The sequence below is a fragment of the Alteromonas sp. AMM-1 genome, from assembly GCF_047290655.1.
GTDB lineage: Bacteria > Pseudomonadota > Gammaproteobacteria > Enterobacterales > Alteromonadaceae > Alteromonas > Alteromonas mangrovi.
The window spans coordinates 18,948-35,636 of the sequence record NZ_JBLBUE010000017.1 but is presented as its reverse complement, the minus strand read 5'-3'; the positions used below and the strand labels follow the sequence as shown (position 1 = coordinate 35,636).

Below are 16,689 nucleotides of genomic sequence, written 5' to 3'. Positions count from 1 at the left end.
ACTGGGCTCTTTATTTTGAGTGTTTGTTATGTTCGTTGTGGGGTACTGGGTCGTACCCACCAGGGTGCAAAGGGTGGCATTTTAATATGCGTTTGATAGATAACCAACCGCCAATTAACAATCCGTGTGTTTTTAATGCGCCTAAGGCATACACCGAGCAACTGGGATGAAATCGACATCGCTGTCCTAACAGTGGGGAAATAAACCACCGGTAGAAATAAATGATAAGTAGTGGAATCGCAATTAATGCGAACTGCAGCGCTTTGCGAGCTTGTTCCATAACTTGTCCAGTACCGCATAGATTTCATCATTGGTTAAGTTGTCTGCACCGGTTTTGCCAACCACCACTATATCAATATTGGGGAGCTGTTGTGCACGATGACGAAAACTTTCTCGAATAAGGCGTTTTATTCTGTTTCGCTGATTTGCTTTGCGAATACGCTTTTTGGCTAATGTAATGCCAATACGAGGATGATTAAGCTGATTAACTCTACCTAGAACGGTAAAAGTAGGAGAAACTGCGGGAGTAGCGTTGTCGAAGACGAATTTAAAGTGGGAGGGAGCAAGTAGCCTTAACTCCCTGGAAAACTGGTTTTCGCCCACTTTTGGTAAATACCATTAAGCAGAAAGGCGAGCACGACCCTTAGCACGGCGGGCTGCAAGTACTTTACGACCACTTTTAGTCGCCATACGTGCACGGAAACCGTGAGAGCGTTTACGCTTTAGGTTGCTCGGTTGAAATGTTCTTTTCATGACCAAAGTCTCACTAATCGTGGTTAAACAAACTTATTTGCATCACGATAAAAACACATCGCACTGCAAAAGGACGCTGAATTCTAGAGATCTAAAGGGCTTGTGTCAATGGTAACCACTGCTTAATTAGTTAAATAAACGGTTTATTTTGCGCAGTGGTTGTTTAGTTTGGATCGCTACCTGTGAATAACTATATAGTCAAGTTAAATTATCCACAGAATTACAAGTTTTTTTATTGTAATTGGCATGGATCTTAAAATGATCCAATACTGATCGCCTATACAGGATCGTGGATCGGATTATTGTGATCCGGAATTTTATTTTAAGTTTTACTATATTTTACAAATAGATATGTTGTGTTGTTGGAATAAAATTTACGATCCTGATTTACTTTGGATCGAATAAGTAAGATAATCCACAGGCTGTGCGCACACAGCGCAATTTTGCCAACAAAGTAGATCGCACATTGCATTACTTTGCTTGCGTTGCCAAATATATAAAGAAACTCTGAAAACCAATAAATAAAAGCCCTCAGCTATAACGGAGCATAATAATAATATGTCTTTATGGAACCAGTGTCTGGAGCGATTGCGCCAGGAACTGCCGACTCAGCAATTTGTGATGTGGATAAGACCACTTACATCTGAACAGGATCACGCTGCTGTAACCTTGTATGCTCCGAATCGGTTTATTCTTGATTGGGTTCGCGAAAAGTATCGCGATAAAATCAATCAGTTATTTATAGAATTTGCAGGCACAGATGCGCCACAACTTCGTTTTGAAGTTGTTCAGCGTCGGCCGGCTTCGCATAGCATTGCCAGTGCGCCTGCGGTGCCCGTTTCTCCGCCGTCCGCGCACAATTTTTCTGCGGTAAATTCCACTACTCATTCTGTTCGTAGAGACGTAGTAGTAGCACCTGTTGTGTCTGCTCAGACTATTCAACCAAAGCCTGCACCGGTAAAACCGGCATCGACAGCGACTGTTGTACCTATTCCGGAAGGCTTGAGTCACAAGAGTAATATCAACCCCAATTATCAGTTTGATAACTTTGTTGAGGGTAAAAGTAACCAGCTAGCCCGAGCAGCAGCGAGTCAGGTAGCGAATAATCCGGGTGGTTCCTATAATCCATTGTTTATTTACGGCGGTACCGGTTTAGGTAAGACTCACTTATTGCATGCTGTTGGCAATGGGATTATGGCTAATCGAACAGATGCAAAGATCGTATACATGCATTCCGAGCGTTTCGTACAGGACATGGTTAAAGCGCTACAAAACAATGCCATCGAAGATTTTAAACGCTTTTATCGTTCTGTTGATGCGCTACTCATCGATGATATTCAGTTCTTTGCTAATAAAGAGCGTTCTCAGGAAGAGTTTTTCCATACCTTTAATGCACTATTAGAAGGTAACCAGCAAATCATACTGACGTCAGACCGCTATCCAAAGGAAATTGATGGGGTAGAGGACAGACTAAAATCGCGTTTTGGCTGGGGATTAACCATTGCCATAGAACCACCGGAACTAGAAACGCGTGTTGCCATTTTGATGCGCAAAGCGGCAGAAAATAATATCCAGCTACCTAATGAAGTGGCGTTTTTTATAGCCAAACGATTACGTTCCAACGTTCGCGAACTGGAAGGGGCACTAAACAGGGTTATCGCAAACGCGAATTTCACCGGGCGACCAATCACTATCGATTTTGTTCGTGAAGCATTGCGCGATTTGTTAGCGCTGCAGGAAAAGCTGGTTACGGTGGATAATATTCAGAAAACGGTTGCTGATTATTATAAAATCAAAGTATCTGATATCCTGTCTAAACGACGCAGTCGCAGTGTTGCTCGGCCTAGGCAGGTTGCCATGGCATTAGCGAAAGAGTTAACCAATCACAGTTTACCCGAATTGGGTAACTTGTTTGGTGGCAGAGACCATACAACGGTGCTCCACGCTTGCCGCAAAATAGAGCAGCTAAAAGAAGAAAGTCATGATATAAAAGAAGACTATAAAAACTTAATCAGAACACTGTCTTCTTAAATCTATCACAAACAAAGGCGAGATAAGAATTCGATGAACTTTACCATCAGCCGGGAAAATTTCTTACAACCATTACAACTTGTTTCTGGTGCTGTTGAAAGACGCCACACTTTGCCAATTTTGTCTAACGTGCTCATTAAGGTAAGTGAAGGCGCACTATGGTTAACCGGCACGGATCTAGAGGTTGAACTTATCTCTAGTGTTAAATTAGAAGGTGATTTTGCTGAAGGCGAAATTACTGTTCCGGCTAAAAAGTTATTCGATATTTGCCGTGGATTGTCGGAAGGTAGCGAAATCAACTTCTCATTGGATGGCAACAAGGCGTTGCTTCGCGCTGGCCGCGGCAGATATACACTGTCTACCTTGTCTGCCAGTGATTATCCTAATCTTGAAGATTGGGAAGGTGAGTTGGAATTTGAAGTGTCCGGCGCTAATTTGAAGCGCCTCATCGACAGTGTTCAGTTTTCGATGGCACAACAGGATGTACGTTATTACCTGAATGGTATGTCATTGGAAACCGAAGAGCATTTGGTTCGCACTGTGGCTACCGATGGTCATCGATTGGCTTTATGTCGTATGGAATACACGGCTGCAACCTTGTCTGCTCGTCAGGTTATTATTCCCCGTAAGGGTGTATTAGAGATTTCCCGTTTGATTGAAGACGACGATAAGTTGTTAAAGATTCAGATTGGTGCAAATCACATTCGTTTATTCTCTTCTGATTTTATTTTCACCAGTAAGTTAGTAGATGGTCGCTTTCCTGATTATCGCCGCGTATTACCCAAAGACGGTGATAAGATCATTCTGGCCAGAAAAGATGTGCTCAAAGACGCTTTCTCCAGGGCTGCTATTTTATCGAACGAGAAGTTCCGCGGCGTTCGATTAAATATTTCTCCGGGTGAATTAAAAATCACGGCAAATAACCCAGAGCAGGAAGAAGCCGAAGAGATTGTAGATATTGATTATCAGGGCGATTCTCTGGAGATTGGTTTTAACGTTGCTTATTTGATTGATGTATTGAATTCGCTTGTGTCGAACAACGTGAAGATTAATCTGACCGATGCTAATTCCAGTGCGCTTATAGAAGACGCCGAGAATGAAGCCGCTCTTTATGTTATCATGCCGATGCGTCTGTAGTTTGCTGCGTTTAAGTCGATTTTATTTGTATTAAAATGCCCATGTGATTTGAAATGATTTATTCAGTATCCCTGGGCATTTTTCGTTCTGCGCGAACGTGTAGTAGTTGGAGAGGAATGTGATTTTAACCTCACTATCATTAACTACATTTCGTAATTTCAATTCTGCGTTGCTTAATCCTTCACCTTCGTTGAGTATTATCATTGGAAAGAATGGGAGTGGGAAGTCCTCTTTACTGGAATCCATTCACTATCTGGGTTTTGGTCGCTCTTTTAGAACGAACAAACATCAGTCTGTAATTCAGCGTGAATCGGATGCCTTCACTATTTTTGCGCAGTGCCGCAACGAGGTTGACGAAGTATCGAAAATTGGATTATCCCGAAGTTTATCCGACCAGTTTCAATGCAGTATTAATGGAGAGCATTCAAATCGCCTTAGCGATTTGGTAAGTCTTGTACCTGTTCAGTTATTCACGCCTCAAAGTACCGATCTCGTTATTGGCTCGCCTTCAGAACGTCGTCGCTTTTGTGATTGGGGATTGTTTCACGTGGAACAATCTTATGCAGGGCTAATGAAGCAATATGCAAAAGTGCTTAAAAATAGAAACGCGTTGCTTAAGGCTGGAATTGTGCAACGGCAAGAACGTGAACAGATGGCTTATTGGGATCAACAACTCAATATACTGGGGGAACGTATAGATTCACTCAGAAATTCTTATGTAGAACGATTAATTCCGCTATTTAACGCAACTTGTGAGCAATTTCTACCTGAGTTTTCCGTAGAAATTTCGTATTATAAGGGGTGGGAAAAAGACAGGTCTTTAAGTGATAGTCTTGAAAACAAAATGGCTTACGACCTGAAAATTGGACATACCTCAGTTGGCCCGCATAAGGCTGACCTGAGGTTTAAAGTAAATAGTGTGCAGGCGCAGGAATTATTGTCTCGAGGGCAATTGAGAATGGCTGTAGCCGCGCTGCAGTTATCGCAAACAAAACTGTTTACGCTAGAGACTCAACGCCACGGTATTTTCTTACTGGATGATATAGGCGCAGAGCTCGATGCAGACAAAAGAGAAAGATTCATTGATGGCTTAATCGACACCGGGACGCAAGTATTTGTTACCGCCATTGAGCAAGAGCAACTTGAATTTGTACATAAATATAAAGACAAAAAAATGTTTCACGTGGAACATGGTAGCGTGAGCGAGGAGTAAGAACTAAATGTCAGAACAGAACACTTATGATTCTTCCAGTATTAAAGTTCTGAAAGGACTGGATGCCGTAAGAAAGCGCCCGGGTATGTATATTGGTGATACCGATGATGGTACTGGTTTGCACCACATGGTATTCGAGGTGGTAGATAACTCCATAGATGAAGCGTTAGCCGGCTATTGTTCCGAAATCAACGTACAAATTCACACTGATGGCTCTGTATCTGTATCAGATAATGGTCGTGGTATTCCAACTGCATTACACCCAGAAGAAGGGGTGTCTGCTGCTGAAGTAATCATGACGGTACTTCACGCCGGCGGCAAGTTTGACGACAATTCTTATAAAGTGTCTGGTGGCCTACACGGCGTAGGTGTTTCCGTTGTAAACGCATTGTCTAAAAAATTGAAACTGACTATTCGTCGCGGTGGAAAAACGCATGAGCAGGAATATCAACATGGTGTGCCTCAAGCGCCACTTGCTGTGATTGGTGATACCGATAAAACCGGTACAGCAGTTCGATTCTGGCCAAGCAGTGATACCTTCTCTGACACACTTTTTCACTATGACATCCTGGCTAAAAGACTACGTGAGTTGTCTTTTCTTAACTCAGGCGTGTCCATTAAGCTAAGAGATGAGCGTGATGGCAAAGAGGATCACTTCCATTATGAAGGCGGTATCCAGGCGTTTGTTGAATATCTGAATAGAAATAAAACCCCTATTCATCAGAAAGTATTTCACTTCTCTAGTGAACGTGAAGACGGTATTTCAGTAGAAGTGTCTATGCAGTGGAATGATGGCTTCCAGGAAAACATCTACTGCTTTACCAATAACATCCCACAACGTGATGGTGGAACACACTTAGCAGGTTTCCGTGGCGCACTTACCCGTACGCTTAATAACTATATGGAAACTGAGGGTATGAACAAAAAGGCCAAGACAACCACCAGTGGTGATGATGCCCGTGAAGGCTTAACTGCGGTTGTTTCGGTTAAAGTACCCGATCCTAAATTCTCGTCTCAAACTAAGGATAAGTTGGTCTCGTCTGAAGTACGTCCAGCAGTTGAATCAGCCATGAACGAAAAGCTGGCAGAATTCCTGTTGGAAAATCCTGCCGAAAGTCGAATCATTGCGGGTAAGATCATAGATGCTGCACGAGCTCGTGAAGCTGCGCGAAAAGCGCGTGAAATGACTCGCCGCAAAGGCGCGCTGGACTTAGCTGGATTGCCAGGAAAGCTGGCAGATTGTCAGGAAAAAGACCCGGCACTTAGCGAACTGTATATAGTGGAAGGTGACTCGGCAGGTGGTTCTGCCAAACAGGGTCGTAATCGTAAGAATCAGGCAATATTACCTCTGAAAGGTAAAATTCTTAACGTAGAAAAAGCGCGTTTCGATAAAATGTTATCTTCTCAGGAAGTGGCTACATTGATCACTGCATTGGGTTGTGGAATCGGTAGAGATGAATATGATCCTGGCAAATTGCGCTATCACAGCATCATCATCATGACGGATGCCGACGTGGATGGTTCACACATTCGTACCTTGTTGCTGACATTCTTCTATCGTCAAATGCCCGAAATTATTGAACGGGGTTATGTGTATATTGCACAGCCACCATTGTATAAAGTGAAAAAGGGTAAGCAAGAGCAGTATCTGAAGGATGATGACGCATTAACCAACTACCTTACATCTATTGCGGTAGATGGTGCAGAACTTTTCACTTCAGAAAATGCGCCAGCGATTAAAGGTGTAGCATTAGAAAATCTGGTGAATCAATATCAGGCAATTGAAAAAATGATTGCCAGAATGCATCGTGTAATGCCTCCAAGTCTTTGGTATAAACTGATTTACACTAAAACGCTCTCTACTAGCGATTTGAATAATGAAGATGCGCTGACTTCATTTGCTAAGGAATTTACTGAAGCGCTTGAAACACAAGAAACTGATGGCGCTTTGTATAAATTTGAAATCAAACGCGATCAAGAGCGTAGTGAATTCTACATTTCAATTATTATGCGAATGCATGGTATCGACTACGAGTACAATTTGGGTCGAGACTTTATAGAATCAGCTGAATATAAGCGTATACGCGACCTGAACGATGCCATCAATAACATGATGGAGGACGGTGCCTATATTAAGCGTAATGAGCGCACAGAGCCTGTGAGCCAATTTAAACAAGCATTGGATTGGTTGATGGGCGAAGCTAAACGCGGTCAGTATATTCAGCGCTATAAAGGTCTGGGTGAAATGAACCCTGACCAGCTTTGGGAAACCACAATGGACCCAGCCAGCCGTCGTATGCTTCAGGTAACCATTGAGGATGCTATCGGTTGTGACCAACTGTTTACTACATTAATGGGTGATCAGGTAGAACCGCGTCGTGCATTCATCGAAGCAAACGCGCTAAACGTAGAAAATCTGGATGTGTAGCAATACAGAGTCCGCATAAATGAAATAATGCAGAGCCCGGCTTTTTAGTCGGGCTTTTTATTTTCGACCACAGCACGAAAAGCTACTGCAACTTACATAGAGTTAGCGCTTGAAGCATGCTTAAATAACAAAAAATAGCTAAAAAAATACGACTGGAAAAACTATGGGAAAACTCAATACAATCAGTAAAACAATGATAGCCTCGTGCATTGTTGCCGTTACTGCAGGCGCATTTACGAGTAATGCGCTCGCACAAACTTCTAATGATATACAAACTACCGAGTTCAGCTATTGGCCTGGTGTGAATTACAATGCCAATATTCCCACAACGGAAAGTATCTTGGGCTACAAGGTGGGAGAGCGAATCACCAGTCATGCCGACCTGATAAAATACTTTGAAGCCCTTGCTTCAGCCGCACCTGATAACATCAAGCTAGTTAAATATGGCGAAACCTGGGAAGGGAGAGCGCTCATTTATGCAGTGGTGGGTAGCGCAGAACATCTGGCAAATCTGGATGCGTTTGCAAGTAACATGCAAAAGCTGTCTGACCCAAAAAGTCTGGGCAAAGGCGAAGCTAATCAAATTATTGCGTCTTTACCCAGTTCTGTTTGGTTGCAGCATGGGGTACATGGAAACGAAATAAGCAGCACTGACGCAGCTATACAAACAGCCTATCATTTACTGGCTGCACCAGAAGACCCGGTAAATAAAACAATATTGAGTAATACACTGGTATTTATTGATCCGCTGCAAAACCCGGATGGTCGAAGCCGTTTTATAAGTCATTACTACGCAACAGTTGGGATGGTGCACAGTGATGACAGGTTAAGTGCTGAGCACAATGAACCATGGCCAAGAGGACGAAGCAATCACTACCTGTTCGATATGAATCGCGATTGGCTGGCAATAACACAACCTGAAACGGCTGGACGTATCAAAGCCATCAATCACTTTAAGCCAACGGTAGTGATTGACCTGCACGAAATGGGCGGAGATGACACCTACTTCTTTGTACCGGCTGCACAACCCATTAATCCATACATGCAGCCAGATCAATTAGCCAACAACGACATTATTGGAAAGAATAACGCCAGACATTTCGATGACTTTGGCTTTAGCTATTTTACCCGTGAGGTATTTGATGGCTTTTATCCTGGGTATGGTGACAGCTGGCCAACGTTTTACGGCGCCTCTGCTGCCACTTATGAAGTAGCATCAACCCGCGGTGAAATATACAAAACACGCACAGGTGAAATAAAACATTACCGCGACACGGTACAACGCCATTTTGTGGCCGCATTAAGCACTGCACAGGCAACCGCAGAAAACCGCAAGAAGATACTAACAGACTTCTATGACTACCAGGTTGAGGCAATCGAAGCGGGTGAGAACGATAAAAAAGAACGCAGTTTTATTCTGCCTAATACCCGTGACGTTGCAGGAACACATCGCCTGGCTACATTAATGGCTAAACATGGAGTGATAGTAAAGCAGGCAACAGAAGACTTTAAAGCCTGTGGCGAACGATACCAGGCTGGTGCCTATATCATTGACACCGCACAGCCAAGAGGGCGATTTGTAAAAACTACATTTACCGAACAAGTAGATATGCCTCAGGCATTCGTTGATGAGCAGGAGCGCAGACGAGCCAGAAAGCTCAGAGACGAGATATACGACGTAACCGGATGGTCATTACCCTTGATGTTCAATATCGATACTGCGCGTTGTGGTAAGGCCGTAGAAGTAAAAAGCCGGTTGGTAGATGAAACAGACAAGCTTGTTCAGCCATTTATAAACGCAGATGCAAAGGTAGCGTATCTTGTGCCTTGGGGTGATATGGCGGCAGGAAGATTACTCACAGCAGCACTGCAAGCTGGCATATCACTGAAGAGCGCAGATGAAGCTTTTACGTTGGAAGGCGTAAACTATCCCGCGGGCACACTGGTGATTGAACGCCATGCAAACACATCGTCGTTACCACAAACAATGCAAACACTTTCAGAGCAAACGGGCGCAAAGATAGTGGGTGTGGATACCAGTTGGGTTACCAAAGGCCCAAGCTTTGGAAGTGAAAAAACTGTCCATATGACGGCACCCAAAATTGCTATGGCGTGGGACGAACCTACCAGTTCGTTGAGTGCAGGCAATACGCGATTTGTGATAGAGCAACAGTTTAACTATCCGGTAACCGCTATTCGCGCTGATCGTTTGCAACGTGCAGATTTGAGTCAGTACCAGGTGTTGATCTTACCTTCAGGTAATTACAGTCGGGACCTGGGTAAATCGGGCGCTGAGAATCTGGCTGGTTGGGTAAGCCGTGGTGGTGTGTTGATTACCATGTCTGATGCTACGCAATGGGCTGCCAGTGAAGCTGCTGGCTTGTTGGATGCCAAGCGTGAGCTTGCTTACAGTGAAGACGGCTCGTCATCACCAAAAGACAGTGATTTGATTGACGGCCAACTCATCGAATCAAAAGCCGACCTTATTCTTGCCATAGAAAATGATACGGATATGCCAGATAGCGTTGCAGGTGTTCTCGCTAAGGTCGAAGTCGATCAGGAACACTGGCTGACAGCTGGTGTAAATCCAGAAGTCATTGCAATGGTATACGGCAATGACATCTATTCCCCGGTAAAATTAGAAAGTGGCGAAAACGTAGCCTGGTTTAAGTCGAAAGAGGATGTATTGGCTAGTGGATACCTGTGGGAAGAAAACAAAGCGCAGCTGGCCTACAAGCCGTTTCTTATTCATCAGCCACTAGGTCGCGGAATGGTAATCGCATTTACTCAGGAGCCCACAACTCGGGCGTATCTGGATGGACTTAACGTTATGTTCTTAAACGCTATTTTTAGATCTGCAGCGCATGCGGAGCCGGTAAGATAAGCGGTTAAAATAACATAGATATTTCGGAAAATAAAAAAGCAGGCGTTAGCCTGCTTTTTTATTTAAATACAATAGTTTAGGGCTTCTTTGTGACCGTTAGAACTATGCCGCTCGCTCGCTTACCTTTTACCGTAAACCGATAAACTCCTGTTTTTATGGGCGTGAACTGCAGATTCTCCGCATACTCGCCACAGGTAAGTACGGTGTCTGAATTAACAGAAACAGCATAGCCTTTATAACTACTGCCACAGGTTTGCTCGGTTGACCAGGTCGCGTTAGAGAACTTGAAGTCATAGGGCTGTTGGTCAGCAATGAGCTCTACATCAACATACCAACCTTCTTTAGTCGACATGAGCTGATAGCGAGGCTGGGCTTCCCACCAGTTAAAAATGCCTCTTAAATACCAATCACTAAACACGATTTCAGGCTTTTGAGGGGTAAAAATAGGGTACTGCGCCGTTTGCGAACATGCCGTAAGTAGCATGACAATGGGGGTAAGTAATAACCTGTATTTGTGCATTACAACTCCAACACTCAGCGGGCTAAGCCTGGCCAAAAACATAACCAGGCAAGCCACACTGTTATCTAAATAACGCCTTACTTTGCAAGCAATGATACATCTGCGGTTGTTAAGAACAGCTCTCGTAAGGCAAGCAACAACGCCAGGCGATTAGTTCTTACCGCGTCGTCGTCAGCCATTACCATTACGTTGTCGAAGAATGCATCAATACTGGGGCGCAACGTTGCAAGCGTGCTCAATACATGGCCGTAGTCACGCTCGCCAGCCGCTTTGTAAATGCTATCGCTAATGGCGTTTATATCGCGGGCTAATTGCTGTTCGGCGGCTTCGTGTAATAGCGCTTCGTTAACGATAGAATCGCCTTCTACATTGTTCTTGGCAAGTATGTTGGCAACGCGCTTGTTGGCAGCAGCGAGGGCTTCTGCCGCGTCATTTGTTTTGAATTCAGCTACCGCTTTTACGCGCGCAAGGTAGTCTGTTGGTTGTGTAGGGCGACGGGCCGATACAGCCTGAATAACGTCGATCTCGATGTTTTGGTCTTGCAACAATGCGTTGAATCGTCCAAGAATAAAATCAACCACCTGGAGCTGGGTGTCTGAGTTGGTTAGCTTGTCACCATAGATAGCAACTGCACGTGCAACAACATCTTCCAAATCCAAAACCAGGGATTTTTCAGTGATTATTCTCAGTACACCAATTGCGGCACGGCGCAGTGCAAAAGGATCTTTATCGCCTTTCGGCAACTGACCAATACCAAAAATGCCAACCAGTGTGTCGAATTTATCAGCAAGTGCTACCGCCGCGCTTTCCAATGAAGAGGGCAATACGTCTCCTGCAAAGCGTGGCAAATATTGCTCATACAGTGCACTAGCGACCAGTTCAGATTCGCCGTCGTGAAGGGCATAGTACTTGCCCATTACACCTTGTACATCCGGAAACTCGCTGACCATATTGGTCATCAGATCCGTTTTAGACAATAAACCCGCGCGATTGGCTTGCTGTTCATCTGCACCAATAACTGACGCAATATAACCAGACAAGGAAGCGATGCGGTCAGACTTGTCTTTAAGTGTGCCGAGTTGCTTCTGGAATAACACGGTGTCAAGGGAATCCAAACGCGACGCAAGACTGTGCTTCTTATCGGTATTAAAAAAGAATTCTGCATCAGCAAGGCGAGGGCGGATAACGCGCTCGTTCCCACCAATCACCTGGCTTGGATCCTGACTATCAATGTTGCTAACAAACAGGAATTTATTCGACAGACTGCCATCACTATGCAGAAGTGGAACGTATTTCTGATCGTCCTTCATAGTGTAAATCAGCGCTTCTTTGGGTACTTGCAGGAATGCTTCGTCAAAACTGGCTTGCATTACCACCGGCCATTCCACTAGCGCGGCAATCTCGTTGAGCAAATCTTCATTGTAATCTGCGGTTAACGACAAAGCCTGAGCGCGCTCATTCAACGACTGTGCAATAGTAGTCGCACGAGTGGCAAAGTCCGCCACTACAAAATGCGCTTGCATGGCAGACAGGTAGTTGTCTGCGTGATCCAATTCAAAACGCGCTTCACCATGGAAACGGTGGCCTTGCAGTGTTCGGCCACTGTTAAGTCCCAGTACGGAAATATCAATCAGGTCGCCACCATATAAGGCACACAACGTGTGAACCGGACGAATGAACTGCGTGTTGTAGTTACCCCAACGCATCGGCTTTGGAATAGGCAGTTTTGATATTGCCTGACTCACAATACCTTCGAGCAATTCGCTGATACCCAGGCCCTTTACGGAAGCCTTGTACATCAGCCATTCACCTTTATCTGTTACCAGGCGTTCGGCCTGATCGATGGTAATGCCGTTGCCGCTAGCCCAGCCCAACGCGGCTTTTGTAGCTTGGCCGTTTGCGTCAAAAGCTGCCGCTACGGCAGGGCCACGCTTCTCAACCACTTTATCCTGCTGGCTGTCTACCAGTGCTTCCACACGAACGGCTAAACGACGGGGCGCGGCATACCAGGTAACACTGTTGAATGATAGCTCTGCCTGATTAAGTGCTTCTTCAACGTTATTGGCAAAACTGCTGCCCAACTGGATCAGTGCTTTTGGCGGCAGTTCTTCTGTGCCTAATTCAACTAATAAATTCTCGGTACGCACTGTTACTGCTCCTTCTGGCAAAGCGGGAATCCCAGCGCTTCGCGGGCCTGGTAATAGGCCTCAGCGCAGGCTTTTGCCAGGGTTCTTACTCTTAAAATATAGCGCTGTCTTTCTGTTACAGAGATGGCGTGACGTGCGTCTAACAGGTTAAATGCATGAGACGCCTTCATTACCTGTTCGTAGGCTGGTAATGGCAGGTTCTGTTCAATCAGATACTGGCTGGCAGCTTCACACTCGTCAAAGGTGTTAAACAGCGCTGCTACATTAGCATGCTCAAAGTTGTAAGCTGACTGCTCAACTTCGTTCTGGTGGAATACATCGCCGTAAGTAACGGTGCCCATTGGGCCGTTGGTCCACACCAGGTCGTAAATGCTGTTTACGCCCTGAATATACATGGCCAGACGCTCAAGACCGTAAGTAATTTCGCCGGTAACCGGCTTACACTCAAGACCACCTACTTGTTGGAAATAAGTAAACTGTGTCACTTCCATGCCGTTTAGCCAGACTTCCCAGCCCAGGCCCCAAGCGCCAAGCGTAGGTGATTCCCAGTTGTCTTCAACAAACCGGATGTCGTGAACCAGCGGGTCAAATCCCAGCTCTTTCAATGAGCCAAGATACAGCTCCTGAATATTATCTGGTGACGGCTTTAACATTACCTGGAACTGATAATAATGTTGCAAACGGTTAGGGTTTTCGCCGTAGCGGCCATCAGTCGGACGTCTGCAAGGTTGTACATAAGCGCTGCAAATTGGCTCTGGGCCTAAAGAGCGCAAAAATGTCATGGGATGGAATGTACCCGCGCCCACTTCCATATCCAGAGGTTGAATGATAACGCAGCCTTGTCTGGCCCAATAATCCTGTAAGGCAAGGATCAAACCCTGAAATGTTTTAATATCGTACTTGTGCATACATTAACGACTGTAACTGACTGATGACTTAAAGGTGGGTTAGTATACATTCTGAAAGCGTGTGAATGTAGGCCTAAGGGGTGAATTAATCGGCCCAAATGCGGATTTTCGGGGCTTTTGTAGCACTTGCTTGCTATTCTGGGCCGCAAAATGCGAATTGCTTGCGGATTTAACCTGAGGGGAATGTGATGACGATAAAGCGCTGCGGTTGGGTATCAGATGATCCTATTTATCAGCAGTACCACGACGAAGTGTGGGGCCGGCCTGAGTATGATTCTCAGCAACTGTTTGCAAAACTGTGTCTGGACGGTCAACAGGCCGGTCTGAGCTGGATCACCGTATTGAAAAAACAGCCTGCATTTGAAGAAGCATTTTATCAGTTTGATCCAGTAAAAGTAGCCGCCATGACCGACGAAGATGTTGAACGGTTAATGACGAACAAAGGCATTATTCGAAGCCGGGCAAAAATTAATGCGATAATTCAGAATGCCAGGGCTTACCTTAAATTAACGGAAACACAATCGTTTAGCGATTTCATTTGGCAGTTCACTAACCACAAAACCATCGTGAATACCTGGCGCGATTACCGTATTGCTCCTACTTCGACTCCAGAGTCTAAGGCTATGGCGAAGGCGTTAAAAAAGGCGGGTTTCAAATTTGTGGGGGAGACAATTTGCTATGCATTTATGCAGGCAGTTGGCATGGTGAACGACCACGCCAACGATTGCCATTATTATAAAATTACCTGTGAATTAGCCAGAGAAGGCTGACGGGTCTCACAATACGCAATGATTGCTGGTAATTCGCGAAGCACAATGGATTCGTGTTGTTCTTCAATAATTTCCCGCGCCTTGTCTTCGGCAAAGCGTTGTTGCTTGGTTAACGCTTTGCGATCAGCCAAAATCGAAAATCCACTCACATCCACAAACAATGCATGAATGGCCGGAAATTGCGCCTTGTAATCCACCGGTGTGGTGTCGGGCAGGGCGGCAAATAACCGACAAATACGGATCGCGCCCTCCGACACATTGCATTGTTGCTGCTGCATGGCTCTGGAAATCGTATGAATACTTTCAAGTATGGTTTCGACCCGTTGAGCACGTGCAGCCTGTTGCTTTTGAGTTTGAGCCTGTAACTGAAATATCAGCTTACCAGCATAGACTCCTAATACCGCTATGATCAGTAAGCCGACAGAGGCGAGCAAATACCACCACATCGTTAACACTACCTGGTGTAATCGTCGATTTTGATAGCATCGAGCTTGTCGAAATCATCTAAATCGTCGTCTTCATCATCATCTGAACTGATGCCCATCAAATCACATAAAATACGGTGGCGCGCCATCTTCTCGTCAACGTACTTTTGTTGTTCCTGGGTAAGCGCCTCACCTTCGTCGAGCATATCGAGTAGCGACGACAAGCGGTCATCCGCTTCAAGCGCCGCCAGCTCCTGTGCAGGCGTAGCAAACTTGCGCTGGGCTGGTTTTACCGTGCTTTTAACTAACTGAACAGGCTTCTTGCTGCCATGGCGAGGATCTTTCGATACCGAGCCAGACGATGCCTGCTGCTTTTTCGTTTCAACGTTGTGACGACTACCAGGAGGCTTGCCTTTGTGCTTCTTTACGCGGCCAGAGGATTTTTCATGTACGTAATCAGGATCCTTTCGAACGCCGATTAAGCCTACTTTGCGCGATTTTCTTTTCTTTGTCATTTACCGAACACTCGTTATTAAGCGTGAATTATTTCATTATACCCTGTAATCAGCCAGGCTTCTGCATCAATACAATATCGTTGGCCGGAAAAATGACATTTAACTGATATTGCGCTGCCAGCCAATTGAAAGTGTCCTCTGAGAAAAAGCTCACATGCGTAGGGTCATTTTTGTAATGCCAATTGGCAAACCGTGGCTGATCTAACACGCGTTTAGTCATGATCCCCAGCCATCCGCCAGGTTTTAACAATGTCATCCAGTGTGTCCACTCCTTAATGGGCGCGTGAAAGTGCTCTATAGTTTCCGTTGCGGTGATCACATCATACTGGCTTTTTGCAATTTCCATGGGGCCAAAGAAGGGGTCATAACAATCCATAGCATAGCCTGCCTCTGCAAAAATGTGCGCAAGTGCCGGGCAGGGACCCGAGCCATAATCCAGCATGGTCATATTGTTGCGCAAGTGGGGGGCCAGGCAATCGTACAATCTGGCAAGGTAAGCCAGATAGCCGTTATCCTGAAGTGAGTTTTCGTGTAGTTCGTACTCGCGGCGTTCCTGAGTGCTATCCGGTAACTGTTGTGGATCAACAAAGACTAACGCACAAGATTTACAGCGGTGGTAATTCCGTTGTTTGTCGGCATGGAATGCAAAGATATGATGACTTTTACACAGCGGGCAGGATAGTTTCATATTCAACAGCCAATAAAAAAGGCGATGGTATCACACCATCACCTTCATAAATGAGTGTCAGATGACACCTCTCCCGTTAGTGCACTTCTCTGTGCGGCTGGCGTCCTGCAGTGCTCCCCTTATTGTTCTTTTTAACAGAGCAAATTGTTGTTCTGGGTCTTCCTGACGCTTTATAGATCATCCTGTATAAATATTGTTGTTATTAGAGTCGGACTGTTTCACAACAGGTTTCACGACGCCAACTAGGATACACCATCTGTATAAGATTAC

The 16,689-nt window shown here is 45.1% G+C and carries 15 protein-coding genes; 6 read left to right on the top strand and 9 right to left on the bottom strand.

The window, feature by feature from the left end:
- Positions 1 to 10: 10 nt before the first annotated feature.
- Genes yidD through rpmH form a run of 3 tightly spaced genes read right to left on the bottom strand, consistent with a single transcriptional unit; the run spans position 11 to position 753 of the window.
- Positions 11 to 259, bottom strand: coding sequence for a membrane protein insertion efficiency factor YidD (gene yidD, locus ACLR2L_RS05590; protein ID WP_217653449.1), 249 nt, complete (start codon positions 257 to 259; stop codon positions 11 to 13).
- Positions 244 to 603: a ribonuclease P protein component gene (gene rnpA / locus ACLR2L_RS05585; RefSeq protein WP_140957978.1), complete on the bottom strand. Its 360-nt coding sequence runs from the start codon at positions 601 to 603 to the stop codon at positions 244 to 246. Before rnpA ends, yidD begins: the two co-directional genes overlap by 16 nt.
- Positions 604 to 618: 15 nt before the next feature.
- Positions 619 to 753 carry a 50S ribosomal protein L34 gene (gene rpmH, locus ACLR2L_RS05580; protein ID WP_413366419.1) on the bottom strand — a complete coding sequence of 45 codons (135 nt, stop codon included), beginning with the start codon at positions 751 to 753 and terminating at the stop codon, positions 619 to 621.
- A gap of 558 nt (positions 754 to 1,311) precedes the next feature.
- On the opposite strand from rpmH, the gene dnaA reads away from it, so the two are divergent.
- The 5 genes from dnaA to ACLR2L_RS05555 all read left to right on the top strand — a co-directional run bounded on the left by dnaA (position 1,312) and on the right by ACLR2L_RS05555 (position 10,446).
- Entirely contained in the window at positions 1,312 to 2,784 is a 1,473-nt protein-coding gene (gene dnaA, locus ACLR2L_RS05575) for a chromosomal replication initiator protein DnaA (RefSeq protein WP_413366417.1), read from the top strand.
- A gap of 33 nt (positions 2,785 to 2,817) precedes the next feature.
- Complete coding sequence (gene dnaN, locus ACLR2L_RS05570; RefSeq protein ID WP_140957980.1) at positions 2,818 to 3,921, top strand: DNA polymerase III subunit beta; 1,104 nt, start codon at positions 2,818 to 2,820, stop codon at positions 3,919 to 3,921.
- Positions 3,922 to 4,039: 118 nt separating this feature from the next.
- On the top strand, positions 4,040 to 5,134 hold the full coding sequence (gene recF, locus ACLR2L_RS05565; protein WP_413366414.1) for a DNA replication/repair protein RecF: 1,095 nt from the start codon (positions 4,040 to 4,042) through the stop codon (positions 5,132 to 5,134).
- 7 nt (positions 5,135 to 5,141) lie between these two features.
- Positions 5,142 to 7,562, top strand: coding sequence for a DNA topoisomerase (ATP-hydrolyzing) subunit B (gene gyrB, locus ACLR2L_RS05560; protein ID WP_413366411.1), 2,421 nt, complete (start codon positions 5,142 to 5,144; stop codon positions 7,560 to 7,562).
- 163 nt (positions 7,563 to 7,725) lie between these two features.
- Positions 7,726 to 10,446 (top strand): M14 family zinc carboxypeptidase, encoded by a 2,721-nt coding sequence (locus tag ACLR2L_RS05555; protein WP_413366409.1) that lies wholly within the window; start codon positions 7,726 to 7,728, stop codon positions 10,444 to 10,446.
- 76 nt (positions 10,447 to 10,522) lie between these two features.
- On the opposite strand, the gene ACLR2L_RS05550 is transcribed toward ACLR2L_RS05555, so the two are convergent.
- From ACLR2L_RS05550 to glyQ, 3 genes are all read right to left on the bottom strand, one after another.
- On the bottom strand, positions 10,523 to 10,966 hold the full coding sequence (locus ACLR2L_RS05550) for a hypothetical protein (protein WP_413366407.1): 444 nt from the start codon (positions 10,964 to 10,966) through the stop codon (positions 10,523 to 10,525).
- 77 nt (positions 10,967 to 11,043) lie between these two features.
- Positions 11,044 to 13,113: a glycine--tRNA ligase subunit beta gene (gene glyS, locus ACLR2L_RS05545; protein ID WP_413366405.1), complete on the bottom strand. Its 2,070-nt coding sequence runs from the start codon at positions 13,111 to 13,113 to the stop codon at positions 11,044 to 11,046.
- A gap of 2 nt (positions 13,114 to 13,115) precedes the next feature.
- Positions 13,116 to 14,021 (bottom strand): glycine--tRNA ligase subunit alpha, encoded by a 906-nt coding sequence (gene glyQ, locus ACLR2L_RS05540; RefSeq protein ID WP_413366403.1) that lies wholly within the window; start codon positions 14,019 to 14,021, stop codon positions 13,116 to 13,118.
- Positions 14,022 to 14,209: 188 nt separating this feature from the next.
- Between glyQ and ACLR2L_RS05535 the strand changes: the two genes are divergently transcribed.
- Entirely contained in the window at positions 14,210 to 14,791 is a 582-nt protein-coding gene (locus tag ACLR2L_RS05535) for a DNA-3-methyladenine glycosylase I (protein WP_413366401.1), read from the top strand.
- Here the strand turns inward: ACLR2L_RS05535 and ACLR2L_RS05530 are convergent.
- The 3 genes from ACLR2L_RS05530 to ACLR2L_RS05520 are packed head-to-tail and all read right to left on the bottom strand — an operon-like array spanning position 14,755 to position 16,419.
- Entirely contained in the window at positions 14,755 to 15,237 is a 483-nt protein-coding gene (locus ACLR2L_RS05530; protein WP_413366399.1) for a DUF2489 domain-containing protein, read from the bottom strand. The genes ACLR2L_RS05535 and ACLR2L_RS05530 overlap by 37 nt on opposite strands.
- 8 nt (positions 15,238 to 15,245) lie before the next feature.
- The gene (gene yihI / locus ACLR2L_RS05525) at positions 15,246 to 15,731 is read right to left on the bottom strand and encodes a Der GTPase-activating protein YihI (RefSeq protein ID WP_140957994.1); all 486 of its coding nucleotides are present in this window, start codon (positions 15,729 to 15,731) and stop codon (positions 15,246 to 15,248) included.
- Positions 15,732 to 15,780: 49 nt separating this feature from the next.
- On the bottom strand, positions 15,781 to 16,419 hold the full coding sequence (locus ACLR2L_RS05520; protein WP_413366396.1) for a class I SAM-dependent methyltransferase: 639 nt from the start codon (positions 16,417 to 16,419) through the stop codon (positions 15,781 to 15,783).
- Positions 16,420 to 16,689: the final 270 nt, after the last annotated feature.